Origin of the sequence: Stutzerimonas stutzeri (genome assembly GCF_000590475.1) — a bacterium.
Lineage (GTDB): Bacteria > Pseudomonadota > Gammaproteobacteria > Pseudomonadales > Pseudomonadaceae > Stutzerimonas > Stutzerimonas stutzeri_D.
In genome coordinates this window covers 2529545-2541101 of the sequence record NZ_CP007441.1, presented here as the reverse complement: position 1 = coordinate 2541101, position 11557 = coordinate 2529545, and the positions used below count along the sequence as shown (strand labels likewise).

Genomic DNA, 11557 nt, shown 5'->3' with positions numbered 1-11557 from the left:
CTGGGCATGAACAGTTTCAGGACCTCTAGCCCGTAGATTTCTATTTCCTACTAAAACACTGGGACTTTATCCGCAGAGAGGGTTGGCGTACACTGCCCCTCATGTCTGAGAGGAGTTCCCATGAGCGCCATTACCATTACCGAAGCTGCACACGATTACTTGGCGGATCTGCTTGAAAAGCAGAACACCACAGGCATCGGCATCCGGGTCTTCATCACTCAGCCCGGCACGCCCTATGCGGAAACCTGCATCGCCTATTGCAAGCCTGGCGAAGAAAAGCCGGATGACGTTGCCGTCGCGCTGAAGCGTTTTACCGCTTGGATCGATAGTGTCAGCGAACCCTTTCTGGAAGACGCACTGGTGGATTACGCCACTGATCGCATGGGGGGACAGCTGACGATCAAAGCACCGAATGCCAAGGTGCCGATGGTCAATGAAGACAGCCCGCTGAACGAGCGCATCAATTACTATCTGCAGACCGAAATCAATCCGGGGCTCGCCAGTCACGGTGGCCAGGTCACGTTGATCGATGTGGTCGACGAGGGGGTTGCGGTGTTGCAGTTCGGTGGCGGTTGTCAGGGTTGTGGCCAGGCTGACGTTACGCTCAAGGAAGGCATCGAAAAGACGCTGCTGGAACGAATTCCTGAGCTCAAGGGTGTGCGCGACGTGACCGATCACACCAATCGGGATAACGCCTACTACTAGGCTGTAATTGCCCAAACGATGGCTGTTTCAGCCACTGTTTGGGCAAAGTGCCATTATAGTTTTCTGACATCACCCCAGCGACCGTTTGCTGAGATAAGCTGTCCAGGTTCCTGATGCCTGGCTAAGTGAGCGAGCGCTGCATGTCTGCCGTTTCCCTGTTGATTTGCGATGATTCGAACCTGGCGCGCAAGCAATTGCTGCGTGCGCTGCCGGCTGCCTGGCCGCTGGATATCCGTCAGGCGGGAGGCGGTGGCGAGGCCCTTGAGCGCATACGCGAGGGCGGTATCGATGTGCTGCTACTCGACCTGACCATGCCGGATGTGGACGGCTACCAGGTGCTTGCTGCGCTTCGTGATGAGCAACTTGACTGCAAGGTCATTGTGGTCTCGGCGGATGTGCAGGAAGAGGCTGTACGGCGGGTGCTGGAGCTGGGAGCGCTGGCGTTCATTCGCAAACCCGCAGACCCGACGCATTTGCGACAGACCCTGGCCAGTCTGGGGGTTGTGGGTAACGAGTTGCCAGCGCTGGGTGAGAGAACGGCAGGGCCCATCCCGTTTCGTGATGCCTTCCGCGAGGTGGTGAACGTTGCGATGGGGCGCGCGGCTGCGCTGCTTGCAAAGGTGCTTGGGGTTTTTGTCCAGCTACCGATTCCCAACGTGAACATCCTTGAGGTCGGTGAGTTGCACATGGCGCTTGCCGATGCGGCCCAAGGAGACAAACTGACCGCGGTTTGCCAGGGTTATATTGGCGGCGGAATCGCCGGTGAGGCATTGCTGATCTTTCATGACTCGGAAGTGGCCGATATGGCGCGCCTGATGCGCGCAGAGGACTACCTTGAACTGGAAATGCTGCTGGATCTATCCAGCCTGCTGATCAGTGCATGCCTCAGCGGCATCGCTGATCAAATTGACGTGGTGTTCTCCCAGGGGCATCCGCAGGTGCTGGGCCAGCACGCGTCGATCGACGAGCTCATCCGCCTCAATAGCCAGCGTTGGAAAAACACCCTTGCGGTGGAAATCAGCTACAGCCTGGAAGGTCATGATGTCCATTTCGATCTATTGTTGCTGTTCACCGAAGACTCGGTTGAGCTGCTGTCTCGCAAACTCGCCTACCTGATGGACTGAGCATGTCCGACTCGATGAATCTGAGCGAACTTCATTGGCTTCTGGCGATCGTCCAGAGCATCGACGTCGGTGTTGTGGTCCTGGATCGCGAATACCGCATCGATGTGTGGAATACCTTCATGGAAAACCGCTCCGGACGGTTGCCTGAAGAGGCGAGAGAAAAATCTTTTTTCGAGCTGTTTCCCGAAGTCGATGAGCAGTGGTTTCGGCGCAAGGTGGAGAACGTTGCCACGCTTGGCACACCATCGTTCACCATCTGGGAGCAACGCCCCTATTTGTTACGGTTCAAGAATTACCAGCCGATCACAGGGCTGGAAGACTTCATGTACCAAAACACCACGCTGATGCCGTTGAAGGGACTCAGCGGAAACATCGAACAGATTTGCCTGATCATCTACGACGTCACCGATGTGGCCATCAACCGCCGCCAGCTACAGGCGGCCAACCTGGAGCTGCAGCGGTTATCCAGCACGGATCGCCTGACGGGCTTGTTCAACCGCGGCCATTGGGAAGAAATGCTGCGTCAGGACTATGCCCGGCACCGGCGTTACGACCGTAATGCCGCACTGGTGATGTTCGATATAGATCACTTCAAGCGGATCAATGACACCTATGGCCACCAGGCGGGCGATGCGGTCATTCAGCAGGCCGCCGAGCTCATCCGGCAAAGCATGCGAGACGCCGACATTGCGGGGCGCTACGGCGGTGAGGAGTTCGTGGTGTTGCTGCCGGATACGGACAGCGAGGGGGCGGTGACCTTCGCGGAAAGGTTGCGGCAGTCTATCGAGGCGCATGAAGTCTTTCATGAAGGGCAAAGCATTCGTTTTAGCGTCAGTCTCGGTATCGCAGATCTCAGTCAGCCCACCAGTGGCTATGCGCAACTAATCGAGCGGGCTGACAGCGCGATGTATAGGTCGAAATCGGCGGGTCGCAATCAAGTGTCGCTTTTCCGCTGATCACGGTTCGAAGCCGTCAGGTGGGATTGCGCTCGGCCAAAAAGCTCAACAAGGTGGCCTCCTCGCTGCTCAGCCATTTGCGCTTTCTAGCCTTGGGCAATTGGGCGAGTTCCCCCGAAGTGAAGGCCTGTAGTACGTCGGGGTGGATGTAGCACTGGCGGCAAATGGCCGGGGTGTTGCCAAGCTGGCGGGACACCTGGGTAACCGTCTCGACCAAGTTGCGACGGGCGACCGTGTTTGGTTGCCACTCACGCTTGCGCAGGTATTCCAAGGCTAGGGCGCTACCGGCCCAGGTGCGGTAGTCCTTGGCGGTGAAGTCACCTCCGGTCATGTCCTGGATAAACTGATTCACGTCACTCGAGCTCACCGGGCGGCGTAAGCCTTCTTCGTCCAGGTACTGAAAAAGATGCTGCCCGGGCAGCTCCATGCAGCGGCGCATGATCCGCGCCAGGCGCTGATTTTTCAGCGTGACCTGATGCTTTACACCGCTCTTGCCTCGAAACTGGAAGCGGATCGCGGCGCCGTGCACATCCACATGACGCGTACGCAATGTAGTCAGGCCATAGGAGCGGTTTTCCCGTGCATAGCGCGAGTTGCCAACACGAATCAATGTCGATTCGAGCAGTTGCACGACCAGCGCCATGACCTTCTCTCGCGGCAGTCCGCGCAGGGCCAGATGTTCCTCCAGGCGGGCTCGCAACTTAGGTAATGCTGCACCGAATGCCAGAAGACGTTCATATTTGGTGGTGTCCCGGACTTCCCGCCAGCGGGGGTGATAGCGGTATTGCTTGCGACCGCGGGCATCGCGTCCGGTAGCCTGTAGATGTCCCTGCGGATCGGTGCAGATCCAGACATCGGTATAAGCTGGAGGAATGGCCAACTTGTTGATCCGGGAGATCTCTGCCGCGTCGCGAATGCGCTCCCCGGTCGGCAGGAAGTAGGCATATTTGCCCCTCAATATTCGCCGACTGAGTCCAGGGCTGTGATCGTCAACGTAATGAAGATCGGCCGGAAGCGGAGGACACAGAGCCGTGCCTGTATCGGATCGCTCGTCCGTCGGTATCGGACGAGTACCTGCTGCCAATGGCGGAGCAGTTCCACCGCCCTGATCAATCAGCATGCGAAACACCTCGAGGTACGCACAGCCTGATGGCGCAGACCGATCCGGTCTGCGCGCTCCCGTTTCAGAATGAACCCGCGTCTCGTGATGGCGAGTAAGAGGTTTACGGTCAGTCTTCGCTTTCCGGGCTGTTGCGCATCAGTAACCGTATCGCGGCTACCAGTTCGTCGATCGCTTCCCGATAGATGGCAGGGTCCGCCTTGGTTTCAGCGCTGTCAGCGAGCCTGCGTGCAGCTTCCAGATGGTCATTTATCGAAGAGTAGTCGCCTATCATGTGAACGCTCCTGGATCGCGGAATAGAAGGCAGCCGTGGCAAGGGGCAGCGCGGCGCCCGTCTCTATTAGTGACCGATGCAAGGGGAGGGGGTTCGCGCCGCAGGTCAGCGCACGCGTGGGTTGCTCAACGCAATGCTCCAATACTGGTGGTGACAACGAGGACAAGTGGCCTCCTGCTGCGTTTCGATAATCTGCGGATATCCGCAACGCATGCAGGCGTACATCCCACTGGAGGGCACCTGCCGATAAATCGACCGAAATTGTTTGGGCAGCACGGACAGGCCGGGGCGCACCGACTCGGCTTCGTGGAAATAGAGGCTGACTTCTCCATCGGTCTCGAGAATGCCCAGTCGCACCTGGCCCAGGTGTTCAACACCTTGCTGACGTAATTCCATGAAGAACTCATCGGACGAGATGTTCAATTGGTTCAGGCTGTGCAATTCGTACAGGCCATTCTCGATGATAGTGACCGGTTCGCCTTCCATCCATTTGGACAACCGCTCGCTGCGCGTCATGATCAAGACGGTGAGCCGGTAGAGCAGTAGCAGGGTCGCGAACACGGCCGCAATGGGTAGCAGCGGCACGTCCTCATAGAAGGAGACGTCGCCTGCTGCAGACCCCAGTGTGAGAATCACCACCAGCTCGAATAGCGATAGCTGCCGAATACCCCGGCGTCCGCTGATTTTCAGAAACAGAAACACCGCAACGAAAGCAAAAAACGCCCGCAGCACTACTTCTGCGATGAACAGCAATGGAAGATCGTCCAGCAGCATGCGCTGCCAATCGAAGGGTGTCATTTATGGCCTCGGGTCAATGGTGTCGCTACCAGGTGACGCCTGGTTGTGCAGGCATGGACCATGCGCTCAGGGGCACGCCATCTTTGCTGAGTTGTAGCCGCGCTTCTTCCAGCAGGCCGGCGAGATGAACGGGATCTGCATATTGGGAACGAGCGATATGGGGAATCGACAACAGTTCATCGCTAGCCGCGTTGGTCACTCGTAACGAAAAGCTGGCGTCGTCATTATTTGCCTTCGTAGTTGCATGGCAGGGCAGAAAAGCCATCTCACTGATACGCATGGCTTCGTCGAGTGCGATACGTTGAGTGGTCATGGTTATGCTCCGGTGTGATTGCTCATTCCGCGGGGGCGACATCGAACACAAGGTCTATACCGTCACCGCTGCCATCCCCTACGACCGAACCTTCTACCGGCCTGTGCGTCACCTTGCGGTCCTTGTAAAATTCGCTCAGCCGCCGCTGTGCAACCTCGCAGACATGGACGATCAGGCCAGTGAATTGAGCGTCCCGGGGGATTACGAATTTCAAGGTAATGCAATGGCCTTCGGCCCCCGCTGGCAGGTTTGCCAGGCCGCTGCTGTGCCACTGGTCATTGACGTAGGCTTCTGCACCCTTCATAGCTTGCTCCTCTCGATTCACTTATTGCTGGGACCGTGAAACAGACGAATGGATCAGTCGGTAAGCGGAGCCGGTGAGTGCGGGGCGTGTAAATGCAATGAAAAAGGCCCGGTGCTTACGCCGCCGGGCCTTGGTGCATTCGAAACGGATGCGTTACTCGGGCATCTGCCAGGGAGCGAGATGAACACCCTGGCGGCTCAAGTCAGCGCGTGCCTGTTCCAACGATTCGCCGAGCTTGACCGGGTCGGAATAGACGCTGCTGGAAAACTTGCAATGACCAACAGTGCGAGATTCGCTGCCATCCACGACAGTTATGCTGAGTTCGCCATTGCCTTCCAGCAACGTCCAGGCGACGCACTGGAACGGCTTGAACGCGCGATCAGTGATGAGAAGGGCGTCGTTGAAACGAAGGGGGCTGTTCATGGGCATGTCTCTCTTTTTGTGATAACCAAAATCGGATTGAGCCTGCCGCCAGGCTGCCGGCGTTGGCCTTACATATCCATTGATGTACACAGAGGACTGATAAGTCACATCGAGAGTTCGGGATTGCGAAGAATTTTTGCAATTAGCCGAAAGTATAGGATTAGTTAAGCCCGGGTTTACGGATTAATCGTTGGCCGAACGCCTTGTTTTTCAAGGGCTATAGAGCGTTCAAATGCCTATCACCGAAAATTTTTATTCATTGAGCGAGGCGCGTCGCCTGTGGCGAAAAGCCACAATTGCCAAACGAAATAAAACGGTCGGTTCCCGTGGGGGCCGACCGTTGTATCCAAAGCCGGACGACAATTCAGGCTTGTCGGCTCAGACCTTGAATTGCTTGAGCAGGCGATTCAATTGTTCGGCCAACTCGTCGAGCTGTTTGCTCGCTGCGCTCGAATGCTCAGCGGCCTGGCTGCTTTCCTGTGCCAGCTCGGCTGCTTGAGTGACGTTCTGGTTGATGTCTTCGACGACATGGGTCTGCTGCAGGGTAGCGCTGGCAATCGAGGCATTCAGGCCCGACAGGTTGCGCAGCGCCTGGGCTATTTGACCGAGGCTTTCACCGGCCTGGCTGGCCTGCTCGACAGTGGCCTGAGAGGCCCGACTGCTTTCCATGATGACTGTAACTGCTGCGCCCGAATTCTTCTGCAGCCGCTCGATCATCGTGTGGATCTCTGCCGTCGAGGTTTGGGTGCGCTGTGCCAGCAAACGAACCTCATCAGCCACAACGGCAAAGCCGCGGCCCTGTTCTCCGGCGCGAGCGGCTTCGATCGCGGCGTTCAGAGCGAGCAAGTTGGTTTGGTCGGCGATCGATCCGATAACTTCCAGCACCGAACCGATCTGTGTGGTTTCGTCGGCCAAGGACTGGATCACCCCGACCGCTTTATCAATGGTGGTCGACAGCTGGTCTATCTGCTGCAGGCTTGCTTCGATATTGCGTTGGCCCAAGCCGGCCTGCCTTTCCGCGTCGCAGACTTCGTTCGATGCCTGCTCGGCATTTTTTGCCACTTCCTGCACCGCGTAAGTTACCTCGTTCACCGCGGTTGCGACCAATTCCATTTGCTGGGACTGCCGCTGGCTTTGGTTGTATGTCCGACCGGCTAGCCCTCCCAGATCGCTGGACGAGTTCGCCAGCGAACCGGAGGTTTCGAACAGCTGAGCGATGACCGTACGGAGCTTCTGGATAAACATGTTGAAGTCGCGGCTCAGCGTTGTCAGCTCGTCATTTCCCGAGACGTCGAGGTTGCGCGTAAGGTCGGCTTCGCCGCTCGCTATGTTGGCCATGGCCTGCATGGAGTGGCGCAGCGGGCGGGTGATACTGCGGATGAGAATGGAGACCAGCAGCGCCATCAGCGAAGCGATGACCAGCCCAATGATGGAGAAACGAACAAGGTAATGGAGGAACTCTGCTTCTACGTCGTCCACGTAGATGCCGGAGCCGATGATCCAGCCCCATGGCTTGAACAGTTCGATGTAGGAAATTTTCGGTACGGGATCTTCCTCGCCTGGTTTCGCCCACTGATAGTCGACGATGCCTGCTCCCTGTAGGCGAGCGACTTTGACCATCTCGTTGAACAGCTCTTTGCCGTTCGGGTCCTTCACGTTGGAAAGATTCTTGCCTTCGAGCTCAGGTTTCATCGGGTGCATGAGCATGACCGGGCCCATGTCATTGATCCAGAAGTAGTCGTTATGTCCGTAGCGGAGCAGGCGAATCTGTTCCATTGCCGCTTTCTGCGCTTCGGACGTGTTTAGCGTGCCGCTTGCCTCAAGCTGTTGGTAATAACCGAGAATACCCGTCGCCGTTTCGACGATGTTCTGGGTCATGACCTGCTTGCCTTTGTACAGGTCGATCCGCACTTGGTGGATCATCAGCAGACCGAGAACGAACAACATCGCAACCGCTAACGTCGGGATCAGCCACAGGCGTTTACTGATAGGGAAATTTCGCAGCAGATTCATCGGCTTGTAAGCTCCTGTTGAGGCTTTTCTGATTATTATTCGTTGTAGCGGCTTCGGGTTGGAGCACCGCGCCAGCGTCTACCTTGGTCAGTTGTGCTGCGGCGGTGGGTGGCTTTGCTACACCGTTGAATAGCTTGTCGGCATCCGCGGAAAAAAGATAAGGATGGCCGCTTCGACTGATTGAATTTACTTGCCACCAGCGAGTCAGAACAGCGCCTAAGTGGCTATCTGACATATACCTTCGTTGCATATTCAAATGCGGTGGTCTGCGCCGCTATTGGGGATTGGATGGATTTCTGGGTCGTCTTTCAGGCGTTGCTTCTCGGTGTGGTCGAAGGCATCACGGAGTTTCTGCCGATCTCCAGTACCGGACACCAGATCATCGTTGCCGACCTGATCGGGTTTGGCGGCGAGCGGGCACTGGCCTTCAACATCATCATTCAGTTAGGCGCGATTCTGGCAGTGGTCTGGGAGTACCGGCGCAGGATCATCGATGTCGTGGTCGGGCTTCCCAAGGAGCGGAAGGCGCAGAAGTTCACCGCGAACCTGCTGGTGGCGTTTCTGCCAGCCGTTGTGCTGGGAGTGACCTTTGCTGATCTGATACATGAGTACCTGTTCAACCCCATCACCGTAGCGACTGCTCTGGTAATCGGTGGCGTGGTCATGCTCTGGGCTGAAAAACGTTCGCATCGCATCCAGGCGGAAACGGTCGACGACATGCACTGGACTCACGCATTGAAGGTCGGGTGCGCACAGTGTCTGGCACTCATTCCAGGAACGTCACGTTCCGGTGCCACCATCATCGGCGGGTTGTTATTTGGCCTGTCTCGCAAGGCGGCGACCGAGTTTTCTTTTTTTCTGGCGATGCCGACCATGGTGGGTGCCGCGGTTTACTCGGGCTATAAGTACCGCGATCTGTTTCAGTCAGGCGACGTTCCGGTATTTGCGGTCGGCTTTGTCACTTCGTTCATCTTCGCGATGTTGGCGGTGCGAGCGTTGTTGAAATTCATCGGCAACCATAGCTACGCAGCATTCGCCTGGTACCGGATCATCTTCGGCATCGCCATTCTGGCGACCTGGCAGTTCAGCTTGATCGACTGGAGCACTGCCACTGGCTGATAACGCTAAGGCTGATGGTCTGAGAGGGCATTCGGACAAACGCCGCGATCCCCGATTAGAATGCTGGATTTCCACCGAGCCTCTACAGCATGGAAATACGCGGCCAGCTGAAAACCTGGAACGACCAAAAGGGATTCGGTTTCATCCGGCCTGATAAGGGCGGTGACGAGGTCTTCGCCCATATCTCGGCTGTGCGCGGCGCGCGGCGACCGGTGCAGGGCGATCAGGTGTGGTATGTAGTCGATCGCGACCGGGGAGGGCGCTTGCGTGCCGAGCATATCCGTCTGGATACGCTTTCCCTCGACGAGCCGACCATTCGCCAAAAATCCTCAGCAAGGCACACACCCGTTGCACAGCGTAACGAGCCGCTTCGTCAGCGTTTCTTGAAGATCCCGGTCCTGATACTGCTCTGCCTGCTGCCTGCGCTGGGCATCATGCGGTTGGCTCGGCAGGAGGTGCAATGGCCGCTAGTCATCTATGCGCTGGCGAGTCTGCTGGCCTTCGGTTTGTATTGGCACGACAAGCGCAGCGCCATACGCCGCGACTGGCGTACGCCGGAGGCGCGGCTGCATCTGGTCGCGCTGCTCGGTGGCTGGCCGGGCGCGTTGCTGGCGCAGCAACTGCTCCGGCACAAGACTCGCAAGCTTTCATTCCAGCTAGTGTTCTGGTTGATTGTCATGGCGCACCAGACGGTGTGGCTGGATTATCTTTATTTAGATCGCTTGCATGGGTTGTTGCTCGGGTGGAGCCGCTGAGTCTTTTCGCTGCTTTAACGCGTCAGTCCTGGCCAAAGGCTTCGATCATATGATCTATCCAGGCTCGAACGGCAGGCAGCATTCCGCGTCGATGCAGATAAGCCAGCTGCAGATGGCCGCCTGGCAGCGTCCAGCCTGGCAGGACGCGAATCAGGTGGCCGCTTGCCAACTCCTCTTCACAGTAGCCACGTGGGAGCATGGTCAGGCCGAGCCCTGATAGAGCGGCAGTCTTTCGGATTCCGAAATCGTCGACGGCAAGCCGTGGTTCCAACGCGAGCTCGCATATCTCGCCATCATCGCTGACAAGCCGGTAGCGCACCTTGCGGTCGGGTTCCGCTGCTCCAAGCGCAGGCAGCTTCAGCAGATCTTCGGGGCTGTTGATGGGCTGGCCACGAAGCAACGCGGGCGAGGCGACGAGATAGGCGACAGCCGGTTGCAAGCGCCGAACGATGAGCGAAGGGTCTTCGTCATCAGCGGTACGAACCCGCAGCGCGACATCGATGCCCTCGTTGACCAAATCCACACGCCGGTTGCTCACAACGGTTTCAAGCGTCACAAGCGGATACGCCGCAAGAAAATCCACCACCGCATCAGCGAACCCGGCCACCGCGATGGGACAGGACACGCGCACCCGTCCCCTGGGTTCGCTGGTCAGGCTCGCCACGACCTCGTCGGCCTGCTCTGCTTCCAGCAGCATCGCTTGACAGTGGCGATAGTAGCGCTCGCCGACTTCAGTGACCGACAATTTTCGAGTTGTACGCTGAAGCAATCGCGCACCGAGTCGCTCTTCAAGTTCGGCGATGCGGCGCGACAGCCGTGATTTGGGAATGCCGAGCTGGCGACCGGCCGCAGCGAATCCACCGCCTTCGACCACCTTGGCGAAATAGAAAAGGTCATTGAGGTCTTGCATGGCCTGTCGTCCTATTTTCAGGACAATCTATCGTAAATTACGCCACTAATCGCTTATTCGGTTTGCCTGTAGGCTTTGTCCATCGAAACGAACCTGAGATGGAGACCCTACATGAACATACTGCACCTGGATTCGAGCATTCTCGGCGACGCTTCGGCTTCGCGCCAACTATCCCGTGCCGTCGTAACGGCTGTGCTGGCCAACGAGCCGGAGAGCAACCTGCGCTATCGCGACCTTGCTGCAGACGAGCTGGACCATTTATCTGGCGCTAGCCTGGCGGCGGTCGGCACCCCTGAAGAGCTGCGCGATGCTGCGCAGCGTCAGGCAGCGGCTCTGGCTGAGGCAACGTTGAATGAGTTTCTCGAGGCGGATTTGCTGGTCATTGGCGCGCCCATGTACAACTTCAGCGTACCCAGCCAACTCAAGGCATGGATCGATCGCATCGCCGTGGCAGGCAAAACATTTCGCTATGGCCCGAACGGTGCCGAAGGTTTGGCTGGCGGAAAACGCGTGATTCTCGTTTCAACCGCTGGAGGTGTTCATGGGAATCAACCCAGCGGTGCCGCGCACGAAGGCTATATGAAACTCGTGCTAGGGTTTCTCGGCATTACCGATATCGAGATCGTTCGGGCCCATGGCCTCGCCATGGGCGACGATGTACGGGAAGCAGCGATGACCGCGGCACAGCAGACCATTGAGGAACTGTACGAAACTGCATGACGCGCCTGGCCCATGCAAAAACG

The 11557-nt window shown here is 57.5% G+C and carries 15 protein-coding genes; 6 read left to right on the top strand and 9 right to left on the bottom strand.

Annotated elements, in window-relative coordinates:
• Window positions 1–120: 120 nt before the first annotated feature.
• From nfuA to CH92_RS11675, 3 genes are all read left to right on the top strand, one after another.
• Window positions 121–705 carry a Fe-S biogenesis protein NfuA gene (gene nfuA, locus CH92_RS11685; RefSeq protein ID WP_025241959.1) on the top strand — a complete coding sequence of 195 codons (585 nt, stop codon included), beginning with the start codon at window positions 121–123 and terminating at the stop codon, window positions 703–705.
• A 140-nt stretch (window positions 706–845) separates the two neighbouring features.
• Entirely contained in the window at window positions 846–1829 is a 984-nt protein-coding gene (locus CH92_RS11680; protein ID WP_025241958.1) for a response regulator, read from the top strand.
• Window positions 1830–1831: 2 nt separating this feature from the next.
• A complete protein-coding gene (locus CH92_RS11675; RefSeq protein WP_025241957.1) occupies window positions 1832–2785 on the top strand; it encodes a sensor domain-containing diguanylate cyclase in 954 nt (317 codons plus the stop codon).
• A 16-nt stretch (window positions 2786–2801) separates the two neighbouring features.
• Here CH92_RS11675 and CH92_RS11670 read toward each other — a convergent pair whose 3' ends face one another.
• The 8 genes from CH92_RS11670 to CH92_RS21855 all read right to left on the bottom strand — a co-directional run bounded on the left by CH92_RS11670 (window position 2802) and on the right by CH92_RS21855 (window position 8265).
• Window positions 2802–3905, bottom strand: coding sequence for a DNA topoisomerase IB (locus CH92_RS11670; protein ID WP_025241956.1), 1104 nt, complete (start codon window positions 3903–3905; stop codon window positions 2802–2804).
• A 109-nt stretch (window positions 3906–4014) separates the two neighbouring features.
• Entirely contained in the window at window positions 4015–4179 is a 165-nt protein-coding gene (locus CH92_RS22120) for a hypothetical protein (RefSeq protein WP_167332186.1), read from the bottom strand.
• A 105-nt stretch (window positions 4180–4284) separates the two neighbouring features.
• Window positions 4285–4977 carry a DUF421 domain-containing protein gene (locus tag CH92_RS11665; protein ID WP_025241955.1) on the bottom strand — a complete coding sequence of 231 codons (693 nt, stop codon included), beginning with the start codon at window positions 4975–4977 and terminating at the stop codon, window positions 4285–4287.
• A 25-nt stretch (window positions 4978–5002) separates the two neighbouring features.
• Complete coding sequence (locus CH92_RS11660) at window positions 5003–5290, bottom strand: hypothetical protein (RefSeq protein ID WP_025241954.1); 288 nt, start codon at window positions 5288–5290, stop codon at window positions 5003–5005.
• 22 nt (window positions 5291–5312) lie between these two features.
• Window positions 5313–5594, bottom strand: a complete 282-nt coding sequence (locus CH92_RS11655; RefSeq protein WP_025241953.1) for a hypothetical protein — start codon at window positions 5592–5594, stop codon at window positions 5313–5315.
• Between the two features lie 153 nt (window positions 5595–5747).
• Window positions 5748–6017, bottom strand: coding sequence for a hypothetical protein (locus CH92_RS11650; RefSeq protein WP_025241952.1), 270 nt, complete (start codon window positions 6015–6017; stop codon window positions 5748–5750).
• Between the two features lie 378 nt (window positions 6018–6395).
• Window positions 6396–8030, bottom strand: a complete 1635-nt coding sequence (locus CH92_RS11645) for a methyl-accepting chemotaxis protein (RefSeq protein WP_025241951.1) — start codon at window positions 8028–8030, stop codon at window positions 6396–6398.
• Window positions 7999–8265 (bottom strand): hypothetical protein, encoded by a 267-nt coding sequence (locus CH92_RS21855; RefSeq protein ID WP_144380987.1) that lies wholly within the window; start codon window positions 8263–8265, stop codon window positions 7999–8001. The genes CH92_RS11645 and CH92_RS21855 overlap by 32 nt, the downstream gene beginning before the upstream one ends.
• Window positions 8266–8318: 53 nt before the next feature.
• Between CH92_RS21855 and CH92_RS11640 the strand changes: the two genes are divergently transcribed.
• Both CH92_RS11640 and CH92_RS11635 read left to right on the top strand, forming a co-directional pair.
• Entirely contained in the window at window positions 8319–9149 is an 831-nt protein-coding gene (locus tag CH92_RS11640; protein ID WP_025241950.1) for an undecaprenyl-diphosphate phosphatase, read from the top strand.
• 89 nt (window positions 9150–9238) lie between these two features.
• The gene (locus tag CH92_RS11635; protein ID WP_025241949.1) at window positions 9239–9904 is read left to right on the top strand and encodes a DUF1294 domain-containing protein; all 666 of its coding nucleotides are present in this window, start codon (window positions 9239–9241) and stop codon (window positions 9902–9904) included.
• Window positions 9905–9926: 22 nt separating this feature from the next.
• On the opposite strand, the gene CH92_RS11630 is transcribed toward CH92_RS11635, so the two are convergent.
• Window positions 9927–10814 carry a LysR substrate-binding domain-containing protein gene (locus tag CH92_RS11630; RefSeq protein WP_038622977.1) on the bottom strand — a complete coding sequence of 296 codons (888 nt, stop codon included), beginning with the start codon at window positions 10812–10814 and terminating at the stop codon, window positions 9927–9929.
• A gap of 111 nt (window positions 10815–10925) precedes the next feature.
• Here CH92_RS11630 and CH92_RS11625 point away from each other — a divergent pair, with 111 nt between their 5' ends.
• Window positions 10926–11534, top strand: coding sequence for an FMN-dependent NADH-azoreductase (locus tag CH92_RS11625; RefSeq protein WP_025241948.1), 609 nt, complete (start codon window positions 10926–10928; stop codon window positions 11532–11534).
• Window positions 11535–11557: the final 23 nt, after the last annotated feature.